The sequence below is a fragment of the Thiomicrospira sp. S5 genome, from assembly GCF_003991075.1.
Lineage (GTDB): Bacteria > Pseudomonadota > Gammaproteobacteria > Thiomicrospirales > Thiomicrospiraceae > Hydrogenovibrio > Hydrogenovibrio thermophilus.
The window spans coordinates 2,500,826-2,521,575 of record NZ_CP014470.1 but is presented as its reverse complement, the minus strand read 5'-3'; the positions used below and the strand labels follow the sequence as shown (position 1 = coordinate 2,521,575).

Annotated in this window: 33 protein-coding genes; 30 read left to right on the top strand and 3 right to left on the bottom strand. The window is 46.4% G+C overall.

Going from position 1 to position 20,750, the window contains the following annotated elements:
• The first annotated feature begins 11 nt into the window (after nucleotides 1-11).
• From tuf to AYJ59_RS11600, 30 genes are all read left to right on the top strand, one after another.
• Nucleotides 12-1,202 (top strand): elongation factor Tu, encoded by a 1,191-nt coding sequence (gene tuf, locus AYJ59_RS11745; RefSeq protein WP_029939562.1) that lies wholly within the window; start codon nucleotides 12-14, stop codon nucleotides 1,200-1,202.
• 135 nt (nucleotides 1,203-1,337) lie between these two features.
• Entirely contained in the window at nucleotides 1,338-1,649 is a 312-nt protein-coding gene (gene rpsJ, locus AYJ59_RS11740) for a 30S ribosomal protein S10 (RefSeq protein WP_029939574.1), read from the top strand.
• A gap of 69 nt (nucleotides 1,650-1,718) precedes the next feature.
• Entirely contained in the window at nucleotides 1,719-2,357 is a 639-nt protein-coding gene (gene rplC / locus AYJ59_RS11735) for a 50S ribosomal protein L3 (RefSeq protein WP_029939575.1), read from the top strand.
• Between the two features lie 10 nt (nucleotides 2,358-2,367).
• Entirely contained in the window at nucleotides 2,368-2,988 is a 621-nt protein-coding gene (gene rplD / locus AYJ59_RS11730; RefSeq protein WP_029939576.1) for a 50S ribosomal protein L4, read from the top strand.
• On the top strand, nucleotides 2,985-3,281 hold the full coding sequence (gene rplW, locus AYJ59_RS11725) for a 50S ribosomal protein L23 (protein WP_029939577.1): 297 nt from the start codon (nucleotides 2,985-2,987) through the stop codon (nucleotides 3,279-3,281). Before rplD ends, rplW begins: the two co-directional genes overlap by 4 nt.
• An 11-nt stretch (nucleotides 3,282-3,292) precedes the next feature.
• Nucleotides 3,293-4,120, top strand: coding sequence for a 50S ribosomal protein L2 (gene rplB / locus AYJ59_RS11720; RefSeq protein ID WP_029939578.1), 828 nt, complete (start codon nucleotides 3,293-3,295; stop codon nucleotides 4,118-4,120).
• 11 nt (nucleotides 4,121-4,131) lie between these two features.
• Nucleotides 4,132-4,404, top strand: a complete 273-nt coding sequence (gene rpsS, locus AYJ59_RS11715; RefSeq protein WP_029939579.1) for a 30S ribosomal protein S19 — start codon at nucleotides 4,132-4,134, stop codon at nucleotides 4,402-4,404.
• An 11-nt stretch (nucleotides 4,405-4,415) separates the two neighbouring features.
• Nucleotides 4,416-4,748, top strand: a complete 333-nt coding sequence (rplV, locus tag AYJ59_RS11710; RefSeq protein ID WP_029939580.1) for a 50S ribosomal protein L22 — start codon at nucleotides 4,416-4,418, stop codon at nucleotides 4,746-4,748.
• Nucleotides 4,749-4,759: 11 nt separating this feature from the next.
• Entirely contained in the window at nucleotides 4,760-5,446 is a 687-nt protein-coding gene (rpsC, locus tag AYJ59_RS11705) for a 30S ribosomal protein S3 (RefSeq protein WP_029939581.1), read from the top strand.
• 14 nt (nucleotides 5,447-5,460) lie between these two features.
• Nucleotides 5,461-5,874 carry a 50S ribosomal protein L16 gene (rplP, locus tag AYJ59_RS11700; RefSeq protein WP_029939582.1) on the top strand — a complete coding sequence of 138 codons (414 nt, stop codon included), beginning with the start codon at nucleotides 5,461-5,463 and terminating at the stop codon, nucleotides 5,872-5,874.
• 2 nt (nucleotides 5,875-5,876) lie between these two features.
• Complete coding sequence (rpmC, locus tag AYJ59_RS11695) at nucleotides 5,877-6,065, top strand: 50S ribosomal protein L29 (protein ID WP_127120177.1); 189 nt, start codon at nucleotides 5,877-5,879, stop codon at nucleotides 6,063-6,065.
• A gap of 2 nt (nucleotides 6,066-6,067) precedes the next feature.
• Nucleotides 6,068-6,331: a 30S ribosomal protein S17 gene (gene rpsQ / locus AYJ59_RS11690; protein ID WP_081836882.1), complete on the top strand. Its 264-nt coding sequence runs from the start codon at nucleotides 6,068-6,070 to the stop codon at nucleotides 6,329-6,331.
• Between the two features lie 134 nt (nucleotides 6,332-6,465).
• Nucleotides 6,466-6,834, top strand: coding sequence for a 50S ribosomal protein L14 (gene rplN, locus AYJ59_RS11685; protein ID WP_029939585.1), 369 nt, complete (start codon nucleotides 6,466-6,468; stop codon nucleotides 6,832-6,834).
• Between the two features lie 10 nt (nucleotides 6,835-6,844).
• Nucleotides 6,845-7,159 (top strand): 50S ribosomal protein L24, encoded by a 315-nt coding sequence (gene rplX / locus AYJ59_RS11680; protein ID WP_029939586.1) that lies wholly within the window; start codon nucleotides 6,845-6,847, stop codon nucleotides 7,157-7,159.
• Nucleotides 7,160-7,171: 12 nt separating this feature from the next.
• Nucleotides 7,172-7,711 (top strand): 50S ribosomal protein L5, encoded by a 540-nt coding sequence (rplE, locus tag AYJ59_RS11675; protein WP_029939587.1) that lies wholly within the window; start codon nucleotides 7,172-7,174, stop codon nucleotides 7,709-7,711.
• A gap of 14 nt (nucleotides 7,712-7,725) precedes the next feature.
• Nucleotides 7,726-8,031 carry a 30S ribosomal protein S14 gene (rpsN, locus tag AYJ59_RS11670; RefSeq protein WP_029939588.1) on the top strand — a complete coding sequence of 102 codons (306 nt, stop codon included), beginning with the start codon at nucleotides 7,726-7,728 and terminating at the stop codon, nucleotides 8,029-8,031.
• Between the two features lie 12 nt (nucleotides 8,032-8,043).
• Nucleotides 8,044-8,439: a 30S ribosomal protein S8 gene (rpsH, locus tag AYJ59_RS11665; protein ID WP_029939589.1), complete on the top strand. Its 396-nt coding sequence runs from the start codon at nucleotides 8,044-8,046 to the stop codon at nucleotides 8,437-8,439.
• Between the two features lie 12 nt (nucleotides 8,440-8,451).
• A complete protein-coding gene (gene rplF / locus AYJ59_RS11660; protein ID WP_029939590.1) occupies nucleotides 8,452-8,985 on the top strand; it encodes a 50S ribosomal protein L6 in 534 nt (177 codons plus the stop codon).
• 15 nt (nucleotides 8,986-9,000) lie between these two features.
• Entirely contained in the window at nucleotides 9,001-9,354 is a 354-nt protein-coding gene (rplR, locus tag AYJ59_RS11655) for a 50S ribosomal protein L18 (RefSeq protein ID WP_029939591.1), read from the top strand.
• A 14-nt stretch (nucleotides 9,355-9,368) separates the two neighbouring features.
• The gene (gene rpsE / locus AYJ59_RS11650; protein ID WP_029939592.1) at nucleotides 9,369-9,878 is read left to right on the top strand and encodes a 30S ribosomal protein S5; all 510 of its coding nucleotides are present in this window, start codon (nucleotides 9,369-9,371) and stop codon (nucleotides 9,876-9,878) included.
• Nucleotide 9,879: 1 nt separating this feature from the next.
• Entirely contained in the window at nucleotides 9,880-10,068 is a 189-nt protein-coding gene (gene rpmD, locus AYJ59_RS11645; protein ID WP_029939593.1) for a 50S ribosomal protein L30, read from the top strand.
• Nucleotide 10,069: 1 nt separating this feature from the next.
• Entirely contained in the window at nucleotides 10,070-10,504 is a 435-nt protein-coding gene (rplO, locus tag AYJ59_RS11640) for a 50S ribosomal protein L15 (protein WP_029939594.1), read from the top strand.
• A gap of 2 nt (nucleotides 10,505-10,506) precedes the next feature.
• The gene (gene secY / locus AYJ59_RS11635) at nucleotides 10,507-11,820 is read left to right on the top strand and encodes a preprotein translocase subunit SecY (protein ID WP_029939595.1); all 1,314 of its coding nucleotides are present in this window, start codon (nucleotides 10,507-10,509) and stop codon (nucleotides 11,818-11,820) included.
• 98 nt (nucleotides 11,821-11,918) lie between these two features.
• Nucleotides 11,919-12,275, top strand: a complete 357-nt coding sequence (gene rpsM / locus AYJ59_RS11630) for a 30S ribosomal protein S13 (RefSeq protein ID WP_029939596.1) — start codon at nucleotides 11,919-11,921, stop codon at nucleotides 12,273-12,275.
• A gap of 21 nt (nucleotides 12,276-12,296) precedes the next feature.
• Nucleotides 12,297-12,686: a 30S ribosomal protein S11 gene (gene rpsK / locus AYJ59_RS11625; protein ID WP_011369738.1), complete on the top strand. Its 390-nt coding sequence runs from the start codon at nucleotides 12,297-12,299 to the stop codon at nucleotides 12,684-12,686.
• Nucleotides 12,687-12,702: 16 nt separating this feature from the next.
• Entirely contained in the window at nucleotides 12,703-13,323 is a 621-nt protein-coding gene (rpsD, locus tag AYJ59_RS11620; protein WP_029939597.1) for a 30S ribosomal protein S4, read from the top strand.
• A 25-nt stretch (nucleotides 13,324-13,348) separates the two neighbouring features.
• Nucleotides 13,349-14,338 carry a DNA-directed RNA polymerase subunit alpha gene (locus AYJ59_RS11615; RefSeq protein ID WP_029939598.1) on the top strand — a complete coding sequence of 330 codons (990 nt, stop codon included), beginning with the start codon at nucleotides 13,349-13,351 and terminating at the stop codon, nucleotides 14,336-14,338.
• 17 nt (nucleotides 14,339-14,355) lie between these two features.
• Nucleotides 14,356-14,745 (top strand): 50S ribosomal protein L17, encoded by a 390-nt coding sequence (gene rplQ / locus AYJ59_RS11610; protein ID WP_029939599.1) that lies wholly within the window; start codon nucleotides 14,356-14,358, stop codon nucleotides 14,743-14,745.
• A 29-nt stretch (nucleotides 14,746-14,774) separates the two neighbouring features.
• A complete protein-coding gene (locus tag AYJ59_RS11605; RefSeq protein WP_127120176.1) occupies nucleotides 14,775-15,566 on the top strand; it encodes a TatD family hydrolase in 792 nt (263 codons plus the stop codon).
• Nucleotides 15,550-16,263 (top strand): tRNA threonylcarbamoyladenosine dehydratase, encoded by a 714-nt coding sequence (locus tag AYJ59_RS11600; RefSeq protein ID WP_127120175.1) that lies wholly within the window; start codon nucleotides 15,550-15,552, stop codon nucleotides 16,261-16,263. Before AYJ59_RS11605 ends, AYJ59_RS11600 begins: the two co-directional genes overlap by 17 nt.
• Here the strand turns inward: AYJ59_RS11600 and AYJ59_RS11595 are convergent.
• From AYJ59_RS11595 to AYJ59_RS11585, 3 genes are all read right to left on the bottom strand, one after another.
• Nucleotides 16,260-17,054: a DUF2927 domain-containing protein gene (locus AYJ59_RS11595; RefSeq protein ID WP_038151841.1), complete on the bottom strand. Its 795-nt coding sequence runs from the start codon at nucleotides 17,052-17,054 to the stop codon at nucleotides 16,260-16,262. The genes AYJ59_RS11600 and AYJ59_RS11595 overlap by 4 nt on opposite strands.
• Nucleotides 17,055-17,102: 48 nt before the next feature.
• Nucleotides 17,103-19,934, bottom strand: coding sequence for an excinuclease ABC subunit UvrA (gene uvrA / locus AYJ59_RS11590; RefSeq protein ID WP_127120174.1), 2,832 nt, complete (start codon nucleotides 19,932-19,934; stop codon nucleotides 17,103-17,105).
• A gap of 91 nt (nucleotides 19,935-20,025) precedes the next feature.
• On the bottom strand, nucleotides 20,026-20,736 hold the full coding sequence (locus AYJ59_RS11585) for an SIMPL domain-containing protein (protein WP_164730771.1): 711 nt from the start codon (nucleotides 20,734-20,736) through the stop codon (nucleotides 20,026-20,028).
• Between the last annotated feature and the right edge of the window lie 14 nt (nucleotides 20,737-20,750).

Below are 20,750 nucleotides of genomic sequence, written 5' to 3'. Positions count from 1 at the left end.
GGACTTTAAAAATGGCAAAGGAAAAGTTTGAACGTAGTAAGCCGCACGTAAACGTTGGTACGATTGGTCACGTTGACCATGGTAAGACAACTCTTACAGCGGCTCTAACAATCGTACAAGGTAAGAAGTTTGGTGGGGAGTCAAAAGACTATTCCGCTATCGATAACGCACCGGAAGAAAGAGAGCGTGGTATCACGATCTCTACGGCTCACGTAGAATACGAATCAGAAACGCGTCACTACGCGCACGTAGACTGCCCAGGGCATGCCGACTATGTTAAAAACATGATTACCGGTGCCGCTCAAATGGACGGTGCGATCCTAGTTTGTTCTGCCGCAGATGGCCCAATGCCACAAACACGTGAGCACATCCTTCTATCTCGTCAGGTAGGTGTACCGTACATCGTAGTATTCCTAAACAAAGCCGACATGGTTGACGACGAAGAGCTTCTAGAATTGGTTGAAATGGAAGTGCGTGAACTTCTAGATACCTACGATTTCCCAGGTGATGACACGCCAGTTATCATGGGCTCTGCGCTTAAAGCCATCGAAGGTGACCAATCTGAAATCGGTGAACCAGCGATCGGTCGCTTGGTTGAGGCGTTGGATACTTACATCCCAACACCAGAGCGTGACACTGACAAGCCATTCTTGATGCCAGTAGAAGACATCTTCTCCATCCAAGGTCGTGGTACGGTTGCCACCGGTCGTGTTGAAACAGGTGTTGTAAAAGTTGGTGAAGAAATCGAAATCGTCGGTATTCGCCCAACCACTACTACAACGGTTACTGGTGTTGAAATGTTCCGTAAGCTTCTGGATCAAGGTGAAGCTGGTGACAACGTAGGTATCCTATTGCGTGGTACTAAGCGTGAAGACATCGAACGTGGTCAAGTATTGGCGCACAAAGGTACGGTTACACCGCATACCAAGTTCGAAGCCGAAGTTTATGTACTATCCAAAGACGAAGGTGGTCGTCACACACCATTCTTCCAAGGTTACCGTCCACAGTTCTACTTCCGTACAACGGACGTAACAGGTGCGTGTGAATTACCAGCCGGAACTGAAATGGTTATGCCTGGTGATAACGTACAAATGACTGTAGAGTTGATTGCGCCAATCGCAATGAACGAAGGTCTGCGCTTCGCAATTCGTGAAGGTGGACGTACAGTTGGTGCAGGTGTTGTAGCTAAAATTATTGAATAATAAAATTTAATTCAGGCAGTTGAATAATTGCTTGATATTAAATTGGATTATTGTTACAATCCGCATCCTTAGTGAGCAGTGGCCTGTTTATTACACCACTGCTTTTCTTTTTTTGTAATATGAGAAAAAGATGTTATGGCGACTCAAAATATTCGAATTCGCTTGAAGGCATTTGACCATCGTTTGATTGATCAGTCTGCCCGTGAGATCACGGAAACTGCAAAAAGAACCGGTGCTCAAGTTAAGGGTCCAATCCCTATGCCTACTCGAAAAGAGCGTTTTACAGTACTGATTTCTCCGCATGTTAATAAAGATGCCAGGGATCAATATGAAATTCGTACGCACAAGCGTTTGCTAGACATTGTCGATCCAACGGATAAAACCGTTGACGCATTGATGAAGTTGGATTTGGCAGCAGGTGTGGACGTTCAGCTGGAGCTAAGATAAGGTTTTATCTTGGTTGGCATTAGCCATCAATCGTAATGGTTAATGAGTAAATAATAATGAGGTAACGATATGGGTATTGGTGTTGTAGGTACCAAAATTGGTATGACTCGTATTTTTAACGAGGATGGTGTATCGACTCCAGTGACGGTTGTTGAGGTAACTCCAAACCGTGTTACACAGATCAAAAATGACTTGTCTGACGGTTATGATGCTGTTCAGGTAACATTTGGTTCTAAGCACGCAGGTCGTGTGAATAAGCCAACGGCAGGGCATTTTGCAAAAGCCGGTGTTGAAGCTGGTGTTGGTCTGTGGGAGTTTAGATTGGAAGATGTTTCAGAAGCGGAAGGTCTTGAGCCTGGTTCTGAAATCACAGTAGAGAAATTTTCAGAAGTCTCTTTGGTGGACGTTACCGGCACAACAAAAGGTAAAGGTTTCCAAGGTGGTGTAAAGCGTCATAACTTTAGAATGCAAGACGCGACTCACGGTAACTCTATTTCTCACCGCGCTCCTGGTTCGATTGGTCAAAACCAGACTCCTGGACGAGTCTTTAAAGGTAAGAAAATGGCTGGTCACATGGGTAATGTCAAGCAAACTACTCAGAATTTAGAGTTGGTGAAGGTTGATGTTGAAAATTCATTGCTAATGATTAAAGGTGCTTTGCCAGGTGCAAAAGGCAGCACAGTAATTGTTCGCAAGGCAATTAAGTAAGGTGGGCACGATGGATTTGAAATTAATAGAGTTAGCCAGTGGAAAAGAAGCAGGGGCCGTCAAGGTTTCTGATGACGTTTTCGGTGTTGAATTTAATGAATCTCTTGTTCACCAGGTTGTAAATGCTTATATGGCTGGTGCCCGTTCAGGCACAAAAGGTCAGAAGAACCGTTCAGCCGTAAGTGGTGGTGGTGCGAAGCCGTGGGCTCAAAAAGGCTCCGGTCGCGCTCGTGCCGGTACAACTCGCAGCCCAGTGTGGGTTGGTGGCGGTCGTGCCTTCCCGGGACACAATCGCGATTTTTCACAAAAAGTGAACAAGAAAATGTATCGCGGTGCCATGAAATCAATTTTTTCTGAGTTGGTTCGCACAGATCGATTGGTTGTTGTGGATGACTTTAAAGTTGAAGCGCCAAAGACAAAAGAATTTGTTGCTAAGTTGGCCACGCTTGATTTGAAAGATGCTTTGGTTATCACGGAAGGTTTTGATGAGTACCTATATCTTTCTGCACGTAATTTGTATCATGCAGATGTTTGTGATGTGGCTTCCATTGACCCGGTCAGCTTGGTTGGATTTAAGTCAATTGTCGTAACGCAAGGTGCCGTTAAGCAGCTTGAGGAGAAGTTAGGATGAGTAAAGAACGTTTGCTGAAAGTATTAGTGGCTCCTCATGTTTCAGAGAAATCTGCGTTGATGGCGGATTCTTCTGAGCAATATGTGTTTAAAGTCATGCCAGGTGCGACAAAGCCTGAAGTTAAACAAGCCGTAGAAGAATTGTTTGATGTTAAGGTTCAGTCGGTCAATGTGATCAATATTAAAGGCAAGACAAAAGTCTTTAGAGGCCGGGTAGGGAAACGTAATGGTTTGCGTAAAGCGATCGTTCGTTTGGTGCCGGGTCAAGAAATTGACTTTGTTGGCGCAGAATAAGAGAGGTTGTCATGGCAATTATTAAGAAATCAAAACCTACTTCGCCTGGCCGTCGTTTTGTTGTAAGTGTTGTTGAGCCGGACTTGCATAAAGGCAAGCCGCATGCAGCCCTGCTTGAAAAGAAATCGAAATCAGGTGGTAGAAACTCGAATGGACGAATTACTGTAAGACACCAAGGTGGTGGTCACAAGCAGCATTATCGTCAAGTAGACTTTAAGCGTAACAAAGATGGTGTTGCAGCTGTTGTTGAACGTTTAGAATATGATCCAAACCGTACAGCGCACATAGCTTTGTTGAAGTACGCGGATGGTGAGAGACGTTATATTCTAGCGCCTAGACATGTTAAAGCGGGTGATGCAATTGAATCTGGTGAGCATGTTTCAATTAAAGCGGGTAATGCGCTACCATTGAGAAATATTCCGGTCGGTACCATTGTGCATGCCCTAGAAATGAGACCTGGTAAAGGTGCTCAAATTGCACGTAGTGCGGGTGCCTATGCACAGATCGCAGGCCGAGATGGTGCTTATGTTTTGGTTAAGCTTCGTTCCGGTGAGATGCGTAAGATTCTGGCAGACTGCCGCGCAACAATCGGCGAGGTTGGAAACCAAGAGCACTCCCTGAGAAAGCTTGGTAAAGCGGGTGCAAAACGTTGGAAAGGTGTTAGACCGACGGTTCGTGGTGTGGCCATGAACCCAGTAGATCACCCTCATGGTGGTGGTGAAGGTCGTACTTCTGGTGGTCGTAACCCTGTTACGCCATGGGGTGTTCCGACGAAAGGTAAGAAAACTCGTAGTAATAAGCGTACAGATAAAATGATCGTACGCCGTAGAAACAAATAAGGAAGGACCCTATGCCACGTTCAGTTAAAAAAGGACCTTTTGTAGATCATCACTTGTTGAAGAAAGTGATCGAGGCACAAGAATCTGGTAATAAACGTCCAATAAAAACATGGTCAAGAAGATCAATGATTCTTCCTGATATGATTGGTTTGACGATTGCAGTTCATAACGGTAAAGAGCATATCCCGGTTTATGTTTCAGAAAACATGGTCGGTCATAAGCTTGGTGAATTTTCGATGACGCGTACTTATCGCGGTCATGCAGCAGACAAGAAATCTAGATAAGGAGAAATATTATGCAAGTAAGTGCTACTCATAGATTTGCCCGCATTTCTCCTCAGAAAGCGCGTCTGGTTGCAGATCTGATTCGCGGTAAAGATGTTGAAACCGCTGTAAATATTTTGGCTTTCAGCGACAAAAAAGCTTCTCAATTGATTGGGAAGGTTTTGAACTCGGCGATTGCAAATGCTGAAAACAATGAAGGTGCGGATATTGACGAGTTGAAGGTGACGGAAGCTTATGTCAATGAAGGTCCTATCATGAAGCGTATGCGCGCACGAGCAAAAGGTCGTGGAAATCGAATCTTAAAACGCATCAGTCATATCACTGTGACTGTTGGCGATAAGTAAGGAGAGTCAGAATGGGACAAAAAGTTCATCCGGTTGGGATCCGTCTAGGGATTACAAGAGATTGGAACGCACGCTGGTACGCAGATAGCAAAAACTATTCTGATTTTCTTATCAGTGATGTAGAAATTCGTAAAGAATTGCATGAAAAATTGAAGCACGCTTCAGTTAGCCAAATCAACATCGAACGTGTGGCTAACGGTGTGCGTGTTACGGTACATACGGCCAGACCTGGTGTTGTTATCGGTAAGAAAGGTGAAGATATTGAGAAGCTTAAGCAAGCATTGATTGCGAAAACAGGCTTACCGGTCAATATCAATATCGAAGAAATCAAGAAGCCGGAATTGGATGCAAAATTGGTTGCGGAGAGTATTGCTCAGCAACTTGAAAAACGTATTCAGTTCCGTCGCGCGATGAAACGTGCGGTCAGCAATGCAATGCGTTTGGGTGCTGAAGGTATCAAGGTAAACGTTTCCGGACGTTTGAATGGTGCTGAAATTGCACGTGCCGAATGGTACCGAGAAGGTCGTGTGCCATTGCATACATTGCGTGCGGACATCGACTATGCCACTTTCGAAGCGGACACCACTTACGGAAAAATTGGGGTAAAAGTTTGGATCTTTAAAGGTGAAAAACTGGAAAAAATCTCAATGGTAAATGATGACAAGAAGCAGTCGAAAGGCAAGAAAGGCCGTAAATAAGGGGAATAGTTGTTATGTTAATGCCAAAACGTACAAAATTCAGAAAAGTACATAAAGGACGTAACCGCGGTCTTGCAAATGTCGGTAACAAAATCAGCTTTGGTGAGTTTGGTCTGAAAGCGATGGAACGTGGGCGTATGACCTCACGTCAAATCGAGGCTGCTCGTCGAGTGATGACGCGTAAAGTAAAGCGTGGTGCAAAAATTTGGATTCGCGTTTTCCCGGATAAGCCAATTACCAATAAGCCGCTTGAAGTGCGTATGGGTAAAGGTAAGGGTAGTGTTGAATACTGGGTTGCTCAGGTTCAACCAGGACGTGTCCTTTATGAAATGCAAGGTGTGGATGAAGCTGTTGCGCGCGAAGCCTTCGAATTGGCTGCGGCAAAGCTACCATTTAAAACACAATTTGTTACAAGAACGGTGATGTGATTATGACTGCAGAATTGAAAGAAAAGTCTGTAGAAGAACTGAGAAAAGATTTGTTGGATCTTCTGCAAGAACAGTTTAACTTGAGAATGCAACATGCAACAGGCCAGTTGTCAAATACTGCTCAACTACGTACTGTGCGTCGTTCCGTTGCTCGAGTTAAAACCATCATTCGTGAAAAAGTGAGTAAATAAGAATGGCTGGTATGGAAAAGAAAGCACGTACAATGCAAGGTGTAGTGGTCAGCAATGGCATGGACAAGTCAATCGTTGTGTTGACGGATCGTTATATCAAGCACCCTAAGTATAAAAAATTCGTGAGAAAGTCCACAAAGGTTATGGCGCATGACGCAGATAATGCTTGTGGTGTTGGGGATCGAGTCACTATTTCTGAGTGCACTCCAATTTCCAAAAGAAAGTCTTGGTCTTTGGTATCAGTAGACGAAAAAGCGAAGCTGTAATTAACAGTAGACTTTTGAGTATTATTTGATATAATTGCCCAAATTTTTTACCGTCTTACCAACCAAGCCTGTGATGGGAACTAGTTGTTTTGGCGGTTTTTGTGTTATTTAAATTTTATGGATGGAGTTCCATCATGATTCAAATGCAAACTGTGCTTGATGTTGCTGACAACAGTGGCGCGCGTAAAGTTCAATGTATCAAAGTGTTGGGCGGTTCCAAGCGTCGTTACGCAAGTGTTGGTGATGTTATTAAAGTAGCTGTGAAAGAAGCGGCTCCGCGTGGAAAGGTCAAAAAAGGTGACGTTTTTGATGCGGTTGTAGTGCGTACGGCGCAAGGTGTAAGACGTCCAGATGGTTCTAAGATCAAATTCGACGGGAATGCGGCAGTAATCCTGAACTCGAAACTTGAGCCGATTGGCACGCGTATTTTTGGCCCAGTAACACGTGAGCTTCGTAACGATAAATTTATGAAAATCGTTTCGTTGGCTCCAGAAGTTTTATAAGGAACGGATAATGAATCGTCTAAAAAAAGGTGATGAGGTTATCGTTATTGCTGGTAAAGATAAGGGTAAACGTGGCTCTGTTTCCCTTGTTATGCAAAATGGTAAGCTAATAGTAGATGGAATTAATTTGGCAAAGAAGCACGTTAAGCCTAACCCTATGACGGGAGAGCAAGGTGGTATCGTTTCAAAAGAAATGCCAATTGATGCTTCTAATGTTGCTTTATACAATCCTGAAACAAAGAAAGCAGACCGAGTCGGTGTTCGAGAAGAAGACGGTGTTAAAAAACGTTTCTTCAAGTCTAACGGCAATTTGGTAGACGCTTAAGTAGGTTGAGATATGGCAAGATTACAAAAAATTTATAACGACCAAGTTGTCCCTGCCCTGGTGGAGAAATTTGGTTATAAGTCTGTAATGCAGGCTCCTAAGTTGTCGAAGATTACGATTAATATGGGTGTTGGTGAAGCGATTGCTGACAAAAAAGTATTGGATAATGCTGTGTCAGACATGGAAGCTATTACCGGCCAAAAAGCAGTTCGTACATTGGCTCGTCGTTCAGTTGCAAGCTTTAAAGTGCGTGACGGTTATCCGTTGGGCTGTAAAGTAACGTTGCGTGGCGCCAGAATGTATGAGTTTTTGGATCGACTGATTAATGTTGCTTTACCTCGAGTCAGAGACTTTCAAGGTGTGAAAGCGAACGCTTTTGACGGTCGTGGTAACTACAATCTAGGTATCAAAGAGCAGATCATTTTCCCAGAGATTGAGTTTGAGAAGGTTGATAAGATCCGAGGTATGGACATCAGCTTTACGACGACTGCGTCGACGAATGATGAAGCGAAAGCTCTTTTAGAAGCCTTTAATTTCCCATTTAAGAAGTAAGGTAGAGGTTTCCCATGGCAAAGCAATCAATGATTGAAAGAGAAAAGAAAAGAGCAAAGACAGTTGCTAAATATGCAGCCAAAAGAGCGGAGTTGAAAAAAGCTTCGGTTGATATGTCTTTGAGCTTTGAAGAGCGTATGGATGCAATGGAAAAACTGGCGAAGCTACCACGAAATGCATCGCCTGTAAGACAGCAAAATCGTTGTCGTTTGACAGGGCGCCCGCACGGTGTTTATAGAAAGTTTGGATTGTCACGTAACATGCTAAGAGAATTAGCCATGCAAGGTGATGTACCTGGTTTAAGAAAAGCAAGTTGGTAAGGATAAATATTTATGAGTATGTCTGATCCAATAGCTGATATGCTAACTCGTATTCGCAATGGCCAAATTGCTGGTCATGCAAATGTTGTTATGCCTTCTTCCAAAGTTAAGGTTGCAGTTGCAAAAGTTTTGGCTGGTGAAGGGTATGTTAGCGCATACAGCGTAAGTGATAAGAACGGTAAGTCAGAATTGTCGGTCGATTTGAAGTATTTCGAAGGTAAGCCGGTTATTGAAATGTTGAAGCGTGTAAGCCGGCCAGGTTTGCGTGTTTATAAAAACAAAAATGAGTTGCCGAAAGTAATTGGTGGTTTAGGGGTGGCCGTTGTGTCGACTTCTAAAGGAATTATGTCTGATCGTGATGCCCGCACAGCTGGTATCGGCGGTGAGATTATTTGTTACGTAGCGTAAGGGGAGATCACAATGTCTAGAATTGCAAAGTCTCCTATCACGGTACCATCAGGTGTGGAAGTCTCTGTTCAGGGTTCCGATGTGTCGGTCAAGGGTTCGAAAGGTGCACTTTCAAACACGTTCAACCCAATGGTGGCAATCTCACTGGAAGATGGTGTGGTGACCGTTGCTCCTAAGAGCAACAGTAAAAATGCATGGGCTCAAGCTGGAACGGTAAGATCCATTATCAATAACATGGTTGTCGGTGTTTCTGAAGGTTTTGAGAAAAAACTGCAACTGGTTGGTGTTGGTTACCGTGCTCAAGCTCAAGGAAAAGTTTTGAACCTGACGCTTGGTTTTTCTCATCCGGTCAATCATGAGTTGCCAGAAGGCATTACTGTTGAGACGCCAAGCCAAACGGAAATCGTAGTGAAAGGTGCAGATAAGCAAGTTGTTGGACAAGTTGCTGCTGAAATCCGTGGTTATCGTCCGCCAGAGCCTTATAAAGGCAAAGGTGTTAAGTACGCGGATGAATATATCTTGCGCAAAGAAGCTAAGAAAAAATAAAGGTTGGGATTATACATGGATAAGAAAGCTACCCGACTACGTAGAGCGAAAAAAACGCGAGCAAAATTGGCTTCACAGGATAAAGCACGTCTTTGTGTGCACAGAACTCCTAAGCACATTTATGCTCAGATTATCTCATCAGATGGTTCATCTGTTGTTGCTTCAAGCTCTACAGTCCAAGCAGAAATTAAAAAGCAAGTTGCCTTTGGTGGAAACAAAGAAGCAGCGAAGCTTGTTGGTAAGTCAATAGCGGAAAAAGCTAAGGCTGCGGGCATTGAGTCTGTTGCATTTGACCGTTCTGGTTTTAAATATCATGGTCGTGTTCAAGTTCTAGCAGATTCTGCTCGAGAAAACGGTCTTCAGTTTTAAAAGAAGGGATAACAATGTCTTCAAAAGAATTACAAGAAGGTCAAGACGGACTTATTGAAAAATTGGTTTCAGTTCGCCGAGTTGCAAAAGTTGTGAAAGGTGGACGTGTCTTCGGTTTTTCAGCACTAACCGTTGTTGGTGATGGTGAGGGTCGTGTTGGCTACGGAAGTGGTAAGGCAAACGAAGTTCCAGTTGCGATTAAGAAGGCAATGGAAAAAGCGCGCCGTAACATGAAAGATGTCCACCTGAATGGCGGTACATTGCAATATCCGATCAATTTCAAGCAAGGTGCAGCCAACATCGTATTGCTACCGGCTTCTGACGGTACTGGAATCATCGCCGGTGGTGCGATGCGTGCCGTACTGGAAGCTGCGGGCGTTAAAGATGTCTTGGCAAAGTGTGTTGGAACAACACGTCCAGTAAACGTGGTTCGTTCAACTGTTAATGCTTTGACTGGAATGAGTAGCCCGGAATCAATTGCGGCCAAGCGCGGTAAGTCCGTCGAAGAAATTTTAGGTGAATAAAATGTCAGATAAGAAATTAGTCAATGTTACTTTGGTTAAAAGCACAATCGGACGACTGCCTGCTCATAAAGCGTGTGTTGCAGGACTTGGGTTACGAAAAATGCACCAAACTGTAGCGGTTGTTGATACTCCTGAAAACAGAGGGATGATCAATAAAGTTTCCTATTTGCTTAAAGTAGAGGAAGCATAATATGCATTTAAATACTTTAAAGCCAGCTGAAGGCGCAAAGAAACTTGCTAAACGTAAAGGTCGCGGTCAAGGTTCCGGCAACGGTAAAATGGCTGGACGCGGGCATAAAGGTCAAAAATCACGTTCCGGCGGTATGCCAAAAATCGGTTTTGAAGGTGGTCAAATGCCTTTGCAACGTCGCTTGCCAAAGGTTGGATTTACCTCTCGCAAGGCTGCGTTTACAGCTGAAATCCGTTTGGATACACTGTCTTCAGTGGATTCAGATGTCATTGATCTGCAAGCATTGAAAGCCGCGGATTTGGTTTCAGATAAAATCAAAACCGTTAAAGTGATTAATAGTGGTGAATTGACAAAAGCTGTCAAACTGTCTGGTTTGAAGGTTACAGCTGGCGCCAAGGCTGCTATTGAAGCTGCTGGTGGATCCGTAGAAGCTTGATTATGAAAAGTCAGTCAATTGAAAATTCAGGTGCAAGTGGTCTGAGTCAAAAAATCTTTTTTGTCTTAGGAGCCCTAATCGTTTATCGACTAGGGACTCATATTCCGGTCCCTTTGATTGATCCAGTTGCGCTGGCTGCGATGTTTGAGCAGCAGAAGGGCACAATCCTGGACATGTTCAACATGTTCTCAGGTGGCGCTTTGGAGCGACTGTCCATTCTGGCTCTCGGAATCATGCCTTATATTTCGGCTTCGATCATTATGCAATTGCTGACGGTTGTTTCTCCGACGCTTGAGCAGTTGAAGAAAGACGGTGAGGCTGGTCGGCGCAAAATTACTCAATACACTCGCTACGGGACGGTGGTTTTGGCTACCTTCCAAGCATTGGGTGTTGCCATCGCCTTGGAGTCCCAAAATATTAATGGGATGTCCGTCGTGGTAGAACCAGGTTTCTTGTTTAAGGTTATCGCAGTCACAACGCTGGTCAGCGGCACCATTTTCTTGATGTGGCTGGGTGAGCAAATTACTGAACGAGGTATCGGGAACGGTATTTCCTTGATCATTTTTGCAGGTATCGTTGCAGGATTGCCATCGGCACTTGGTGGAACGTTTGAACAAGTCAATACCGGTGCCATGCATGCGATTACCGCATTTGTCCTTTTGGGGCTGGTGTTTTTGGTGATTGCATTCGTTGTCTTCGTCGAGAGAGGCCAAAGACGCATTCCGATTCATTATGCGCAGCGCATGAGAGGTCGAAAGCTATATGGCGGTCAAGAAGGGCATTTGCCATTGAAATTAAACATGGCGGGTGTGATTCCACCGATTTTTGCATCAAGCATTATTCTATTTCCTGCAACCCTAGGCGGTTGGTTTGGAACAGCTGAAAATATGGGGTGGTTGAAAGATATTGCAACGACAATGTCGCCTGGCCAGCCTTTGTATATTTTATTTTATGCAATGGCCATTATTTTCTTCTGTTTCTTCTATACAGCCATCGTTTTTAATCCAAACGAAACGGCGGATAACCTGAGAAAATCAGGGGCTTATATCCCAGGAATCAGACCAGGTCAACAAACGGCTCGTCGCATTGACACGATTATGAGTCGACTAACTTTGGCAGGTGCGATTTACATCACGCTTGTATGTTTGTTGCCTGAATTTTTAATTTTGTATTGGAATGTTCCTTTTTATTTTGGTGGAACATCATTGCTGATTATCGTTATCGTGGTTATGGATTTTATGACAAACATCCAGGCCCATATGCAATCAGGTCAATACGAAAGTATGATGAGAAAAGCTAACTTAAAAGGGCGGTAATTTTAATTGACTAAAAATTAAGATTGCTACTAGTAATTAATCCTAGAAATGAGTATAATCGCTCGTTTTTCGGTAGATGGATAGTTAAGGAGCGCAAAATGGCTCGTATTGCCGGCGTAAACATTCCAGTTAACAAACATATCGTTATTGGATTGAGATCGATCTACGGTGTTGGACAGACAACAGCGCAAAATATTTGTGCGAGCACAAAAATTGATCCAACAACGAAAGTTCGTGAACTAACTGAAGAACAGTTAGAAGCACTTCGTTCCGAAGTGACTAAGTACAAAATCGAAGGTGATCTTCGTCGTGATGTGACCATGAACATCAAACGTTTGATGGATATGGGTTGCTACAGAGGAATTCGTCACCGTAGAAGTCTTCCGTTGCGAGGACAACGTACCAAAAATAATGCTCGCACTCGTAAAGGGCCTAAAAAGCCTATTAAGCGTTAAGCATAAATTTAGAGATTAGATATGGCAAAAGCAAATTCACGTGTTAAGAAGAAAGCAAAACAAGTCGTAACGGACGCCGTTGCGCATGTTCACGCTACTTTTAATAACACCATCGTGACGATTACGGATCGCCAAGGTAATGCACTTTGCTGGGCCACTTCCGGTGGAAGTGGTTTCCGCGGTTCTCGTAAGAGTACACCTTTCGCAGCCCAGGTCGCCGCAGAGCGCGCTGGCCAAATGGCTACGGAATATGGTGTTAAAAATATGGATGTTATGGTTAAAGGTCCTGGACCCGGCCGTGATTCAGCTGTTAGAGGATTGAACAGTGTTGGTTTTAAAATTACATCGATCTCCGATGTGACACCAATCCCGCATAACGGTTGCCGTCCGCCTAAAAAACGTCGCGTTTAATATTCAGAGGTAGAAGATGGCTAGATATATTGGTCCAAAATGTAAACTATCACGTCGTGAAGGAACTGATCTATTTTTGAAGAGCGGTGTTCGTAGCATCGAATCAAAATGTAAAATTGATCAGTTGCCAGGTCAGCATGGAGCCGGCCGCAAACGTGTGACTGAATATGGTTTACAGTTAAGAGAAAAACAAAAAGTACGTCGTATTTACGGAGTTCTAGAGAAGAAATTCCGTTTGTACTATAAAGAAGCCGACCGTCGTAAAGGGTCAACCGGTGTAAACCTTCTGCAATTGCTTGAAAGCAGATTGGATAACGTCGTTTACCGTATGGGGTTTGCCTCGACTCGTGCAGAAGCAAGACAATTGGTTTCGCATAAAGCGATTCATGTTAACGGTCAATCAGTAAACATCCCTTCTTACGAAGTGTCTGCTGGTGACGTTGTGAGCATTAGAGAGAAGTCTCGTAGCCAATCTCGTATTGCAACTGCACTTGAGTTGAGTAATCAAGCTGGCAATGTAAGCTGGGTAGAAGTTGATCCTTCTAAATTTGAAGGTGTATTCAAATCTGTACCGGATCGTTCAGACTTATCTGCGGATATTTCAGAAAACCTAATTGTCGAGCTTTACTCTAAGTAACCCTTTGAAACGGAGATAACTTCTAATGCAAGAGATGTTAGAGCAGCTACTAACTCCACGTTTAGTAGATATTAAAACGGTTGGCGGTTTTAATAGCCGTGTAACTCTTGAGCCTCTAGAGCGTGGTTTTGGGCATACTCTAGGGAATGCTTTAAGAAGAATCTTATTATCTTCAATGCCGGGTGCGGCGATTGTTGAAGCTCAGATTGACGGTGTGTTGCACGAGTATTCGGCAATCGAAGGGGTTCGCGAAGATGTTTTGGAAATCTTGCTGAACTTGAAAGAGGTTGCTATTAAATTGAATGAAACCTCGGAAGCCGAATTGACCTTGTCGAAAAAAGGGCCAGCGGTCGTAACAGCAGGTGACATTCAGTTGAATCATGATACTGAAATCATGAACCCAGACTTGATCATCGCTCACTTGAGCGAAGGCGCCGAACTTTCCATGAAACTGAAAGTGGAAAAAGGCATCGGGTACCGTGCAGCGGTTCAAACGGATGAATCCGAATCAGCGAATATCGGTGTTCTGAAATTGGATGCCAGTTTCAGCCCTGTTAAAACCGTTAGCTATGAAGTTCAAAACGCTCGTGTTGAGCAAAGAACGGACTTGGATAAGCTGATTTTGAATGTCGTGACTGATGGAACTTTGGATCCGGAAGATGCGATCAAACAAGCGGCAACGGTGTTGCATTATCAACTGATTGCGTTTGTGGATTTGAAGCACAAAGAGATTGTGGTTCAGGAAGAAGAAGAGAACGAATTCGATCCAATCTTCTTGCAGCCGGTAGACGATTTGGAGTTAACGGTTCGTTCTGCAAACTGCTTGAAAGCCGAACAAATCTACTACATTGGTGATTTGGTTCAGCGTGCCGAGTCCAGCTTGTTGAAGACACCGAATTTAGGTAAAAAATCGTTACAAGAAATCAAAGACGTTCTTGCGCAAAGAGGTCTTGGTTTGGGTACAAAACTTGAAAACTGGCCGCCATCAAGCCTGGTGAGTAAAGAGTCAGCATAATTTAAAGGAAAGCTACCATGCGTCATCGTAAAAGTGGTCGTAAATTAAATCGTAATAGCTCACATCGTAAAGCGATGTTCAGAAACATGTCTGCGTCTTTGATCGAACATGAAGTGATCAAAACGACTGTGGCTAAAGCGAAAGAATTGCGTGGTGTTGCCGAACCGCTAATCACATTAGCGAAGCAAGACAGCGTTCACAACCGTCGTGTCGCTTTTTCACGTTTACGTGATAAAGCTGCAGTCGGTAAACTTTTTTCAGAATTGGGTCCTCGTTATGAGTCTCGTCCGGGTGGGTACATTCGCATTTTGAAATGCGGATTCCGTCCGGGAGACAATGCGCCGATGGCCTATGTTGAATTGGTTGACCGCCCTCAAGCGGAAGCAGCCGAGTCTTCTGAAGACTAAGTTCTAAGCCAGCGAAAGCTGGCTTTTTTATGTCCTGCTTTTTTGATACACATTGTCATTTAGCGGATGCTAATTTTTCGTCCGACTTCCTTAGCCAGTGTCTGGCATCTCAATCACGCCCATCATCAGCTCAAAAACACTATTATCTCGCGGTTTCCACTTCATCTGAAGACTGGTTGAAAACCGTGGAACTAGGCCGTCAATATCCACACGTTTTTCCAGCCATTGGATTGCATCCATGGTTTGTCCAGGACGGTTATCTTCAGCAACTGTCAGCCCTAGATGATTTTTTGTCAGTACACCGTGATGCGATTTTTGCCATCGGTGAAATCGGATTGGATAAAGGGGCCGGTCGGCCTTCCATGGTGTGGCAAGAAGCGGTTTTTGAGCATCAGATTCAACTGGCGGAGCGTTATGATTTACCGGTTTCAATTCATTGCACCAAAGCGTTTAATCCAATGTTGACGCGTTTACGTGATTCAAACGTGGCGGGCGTCATGCATGGATTTGCGGGCGGTGCAGTGATGGCCAAGCAATTTGTTGAAGCCGGAATGCTGATAGGTGTCAATTCGGTGTTATTGAATGAAAATGCTCGTCGGTATCATGAGCTCGTTCAGGCCATTGGGTTGGACGCGTTGGTCTTGGAGTCGGATGCCCCTTTTGGTCAGAATCTTCCGGTTTCAAACCCGCTGGCAGGTCTGGGCGCTTTATCGGTTAAAATAGCCGCATTATTGCAGGTGAGTGAAGAAACAGTGTTGGAGCACAGCTGCGAGAATGCCAAACGATTATTTTTAAAGGGCAGAGATGGAAGCATTATTTGAACGAAGCCGTCTGGTGTTTGACGATGAGGGGATTGAACGCTTGAAAGGCAGTCATGTCCTGGTGGCCGGTGTGGGCGGTGTTGGTGGGTTTGTTATTGAAGCCTTAGCGAGAGCAGGGGTTGGGCGGCTGACGATTGTCGATCACGACCAGGTCTCACCGTCGAATTTGAACCGTCAGATCATCGCGCTGGAATCAACCTTAGGGAAAAATAAGGCACTGGTCATGCAGGCGCGTATTCAGGATATTAATCCGGAGTGTGAGGTAGTGACGATTCAGCGTTTTTTAAAGCCGGACGATATGGACGAATTACTGCAGAGTGATTTTGATTATGTGGTCGATGCCATCGATAGCCTGAATTGTAAAGTGGCGTTGGTGGCAACGGCTTTCCAAAAAGGTTTCAAAGTGGTTTCGAGTATGGGGGCCGGGCGGCGGGTTGACCCGTCAAAAATTCAGATTACCGATGTGTCGAAGACCCATACATGCGGTCTAGCGCGTAATATGCGGCAGCGCTTGAAAAAACAACGCATTCATAAAGGAATCACGGTGGTCTTTTCGACCGAACTTCCCAAAGACCCGGGGCCGATGGAAGAAATTGAAGGCGCACGCGGGCGAGTGGTGAATGGGACAGCCAGTTACATGCCTGGCCTCTTCGGTTTAATGCTGGCCGGGGTGGTGATCAAGGATTTGGCCGGTTAATTCAGCAGCGGATACAGCCCGGCTTTATTGACGAGGTGTCCTGCCTTACGTATCAGGCCATTGCGCTGATAAAATTGCAGTTCGCGGCGAACAATCGGTTGGATGTCGTTTTGATTCATTCCGGCTTTGACGTCGGGTGAATATAGCAGCTTCAACATGATGTAATCCAAGCCGGTCAGTAGGTCGATGCGACTTTTATCGTTGGCGATGCTGGGGTTGACCCAGTCCGAATCATTCGGCAGTCCCATGACTTGTGTAATTTCCTCCACGATGCAGGCAGGTAGTAGGCCTCGACTCATGGCATGGTCTACCGGAATGATGATGGCGGCGTGAACGATTTCGTGTTGTTTGTTCAGGTGGTAAGTTCCCATGCAGTGACTTTCCCGGGACAAGTTTTTCACATCCGAAGGGGCGAAGGTATCAATGGCCATTTGGTAGTAACGGTCCTTGGTGAAAATGATTTTGAAGTTTGCCGGGTGGACGGTATTGCTGTTTTGAATCGGATGTTTCGTGATGTTCTTCAGTTGTGCGAGATGGGCGTCGGTCAGGCGAGTGACCAAGTCGTTTTTCGGAAGAAAGTAATACTGGTATTGGTAGTAGATGGGCTGTTGCCATTTGATGACTCGGCCATCCGTTTGACGGTATTCATTTTTCAGCGCGATTTCCGAAAAGGCTTTTTCAATGTAAGCGGGGGACTGCCAGTCGTTTGTCAGGCTATTGGCCCAAGTGGCGGCCGTGATAGACGTTAGCGTGATCACGAGCCAGATGGATCGAAGCGGTGTACTCAACATGGTGTTGCCCTCCCTGGACAAAGTTAAAAACCACCAGGCCTGGTGGTTTTAGCCGCTTCTACGCCGGCCGGCGTCGAGAATTTTTTTCAAATAATGGCCGGTGTAGGAGTGTTTGTTTTTCGCCACGTCTTCCGGTGTCCCGGTGGCGATGATCTCACCGCCTCCAGACCCGCCTTCGGGTCCGAGGTCCACAATCCAATCCGCTGTTTTGATCACGTCCAAATTGTGTTCGATAATGACAATGGTATTGCCTTGGTCGCGCAGATTTTGAATGACTTTCAATAATAGCTCAATGTCGTGGAAATGCAAGCCGGTTGTCGGTTCATCCAAAATGTAAAGGGTGTTGCCGGTATCGCGTTTTGACAGTTCCTTTGCCAATTTGACGCGCTGGGCTTCACCGCCGGAGAGGGTGGTCGCGCTCTGTCCGAGTTTGATGTAACCGAGCCCGACTTCCATCAGCATTTGTAATTTACGGGCAATCACCGGAATGGCATCGAAAAACGCCCGGGCATCTTCCACCGTCATTTCCAGAATTTCATGAATGTTTTTGCCTTTGTAATCCACTTGCAGGGTTTCACGGTTATAGCGCGCGCCGTGACAGACGTCGCACGCCACGTACACATCCGGCAGGAAGTGCATTTCCACTTTCAAAACGCCGTCACCCTGGCAGGCTTCACAGCGACCGCCCTTGACGTTGAAGCTGAAACGGCCGGGCGTGTAGCCACGGGTTCTCGATTCCGGCGTGGCGGCTAACAATTCACGGATCGGTGTAAACAACCCTGTGTAAGTCGCCGGGTTGGAACGTGGGGTGCGGCCAATCGGGCTTTGGTCGATGTTGACCACCTTGTCAAAATGCTCCAGTCCGGAAACCTTGTCATAAGCGGCCGGTTCCAATGCCGCTTTATTCAGTTGGTTGGCCGTGATCTTATAGAGAGTCTCGTTAATCAGTGTCGACTTGCCGGAACCGGATACACCGGTGATGCAGGTCAGCAAACCGGCCGGGATTTCCAAATCCACGTTTTTCAGGTTGTTGCCTGAGGCACCTTGGATTTTCAAGGTTTTGTTTTTGGTGCGCGGCAGGCGTTGTTCCGGAATGTGAATGGCGCGTTCACCGGTCAGGTATTGACCGGTCAGCGACGCTTTGGTGGCCATGATTTCATCCGGTGAACCTTGCGCCATGATGCGCCCGCCGTGGACGCCGGCGCCCGGACCGATGTCCAATACGTAATCGGCGGCGCGGATGGCATCTTCGTCGTGTTCGACCACGATGACGGTATTCCCCAAATCTCGGAGGTGGTTCAGGGTATTCAACAGTCGGTCGTTGTCGCGCTGGTGCAGCCCGATGGAGGGCTCGTCCAGCACGTACATGACGCCAACCAGGCCGGCACCGATCTGACTGGCCAGGCGGATACGTTGCGCTTCGCCGCCGGATAAGGTGTCGGCACTTCGGTTCAGGGTCAGGTAGTTGAGGCCGACGTTGACCAAAAAGGACAAGCGGTCATGCACTTCTTTGATGATTTTTTCGGCAATCTGGCCTTTGGTGCCGTCCAGCTTCAGGTCTGTGAAAAAGGTGTGGAGTTCGCCAATCGGCTGTTCAGTCAATTCCGGCAGGGTTTTTTCGGTGACGAATACATTTCGCGCCGCCTCGTTAAGCCGGGTGCCGTGGCAACTGCTGCACAAATGCGACACACGGAATTTTTCCAGTTCGTCACGCACCGCTTTGCTGTCGGTCTCCGCATAGCGACGCTCCATGTTCGGAATGACACCTTCAAAGCGACGGGTGTCGGAATAGCGGCCATGCGGCAACGGCAGTTTTTCTTTGCCGGAGCCGTAAAGCACGATGTCTTGGTGTTTTTTATCCAGTTCGGTCCAAGGCGTTTCCATATCGAATGCATAGTGGTCGGCCACGGCTTTGAGAATGTCATAGTAGTATTTATGGCGGCGATCCCAACCCCGGATAGCGCCACCCGCCAAGCTTAAATCCGGGTGCATAATGACGCGTGCCGGATCGAAGGTTTGTTTAACGCCGAGACCGTCACAGGTCGGGCAGGCGCCGTGTGGATTGTTGAATGAGAAGATGCGTGGTTCCAATTCCGGCACCGAGTAGCCGCAGTGCGGGCAGGAAAAGCGTTCTGAAAACAGCAATTGGAAATCATCGTCTTCATCCATCGGCAGTACTTGGGCAATACCATCGGCCAGGTGCAGCGCGGTTTCAAAAGATTCGGCCAGGCGTTGTTTGATGTCCGAGCGGATTTTGAAGCGATCGACGACGACTTCGATGTCGTGTTTGAATTTTTTATCCAGCTCGATGCCGCCGTCCAATTCCAGCAGTTTACCGTCAATGCGGGCGCGCACATAGCCCTGCGCTTGCAGCTCGTCCAGCAGGTTTTGGTGGGAACCTTTCTTGCCGCGCACTACCGGCGCGACCAGTAAACACTTCGTGCCTTCCGGCAGTTCCAACGTGTGGTCGACCATCTGGCTGACGGTTTGCGCCACCAAATCACAATGGTGTGTCGGGCAACGCGGCGTGCCGGCCCGTGCATACAACAAACGCAGATAGTCATAGATTTCGGTGACGGTGCCGACGGTGGAACGGGGATTGTGGGAGGTGGATTTTTGCTCGATGGAAATCGCTGGCGATAGCCCTTCGATGTGGTCGATGTCGGGTTTTTCCATGACCGACAAAAATTGACGGGCATAGGCGGACAGCGATTCCACATAACGACGTTGCCCTTCGGCGTAAATGGTGTCGAAGGCTAGAGAGGATTTTCCGGAACCGGACAGGCCGGTGATGACAATCAGCTTGTCGCGGGGAAGCGCAATGTCGATGTTTTTCAAATTGTGCGTGCGTGCGCCACGAACGATAATCTCTTCTAGCATGTAAAATCCGCCTGCGGTTGAATCAAAGCAAAAGCGTTATTATAGCAAATTTCACATGGCCGCACCCCTTTGCGGGGTTGGAAAAAACCTTTTAAAACGTATCGTTACGAATCGTGACCACGCCGGAAATGGTCAGTCGAAGATCGGTTTGTCCGGCTTCCATGACCGGAGCCGATTCCGCTTTCATGGCGGAAAGGGCTAGGGTACGGGGTTGGCGATAAATAGTGGGCGGCATCGGATTGTCGATGTGGGTTTCGGTAATATTGAACGCTTCTTTGCCAAAGGCGCGAGCGATTTGTTTGGCTTTGTCCCGATAAGCCTGAATGCCTTGTTTCAGCAGGCGTTCCATGACGCGTTTCTGTTGCTGGCGGGAAACCGAGAACTGCATGCCGTTGTAGCTGAGCAGGCTTTGCAGCTCCGTCAGGATTTTCGCCAGGCCTGGCGAATTTTGGGTTTCGATGCTCAGCGTTTGTTGGCCGCGCCAGGTTTGGATGTTTTGGTCTTTGTCATAGACCGGGTGAATTCGGTAACCGCCGGTCTGTACGCGTAAGCCCTGTGTGCGGTCAATCAGGCGTTTGGCGTGTTGCATTTGTTGGTTGACCTCGCGAGCGACGGTCTCCGGGTCGCTGTCTTGAGCGCGGGCGATGAACTGCACGGTGACTTGATCGTTGCTGACGGTTTCCGAAACGGTTTCGGCAAAGCTGATGCGGTTGAAGCGGTTGGCATCTTCATCGGCCCAGGCCTGGCCGAAAGCGAACAGGGAAAGGGTCACGGCAAGCAGGATCGAAAGTATTGAGTTCATCTTGAGGCTCCTTT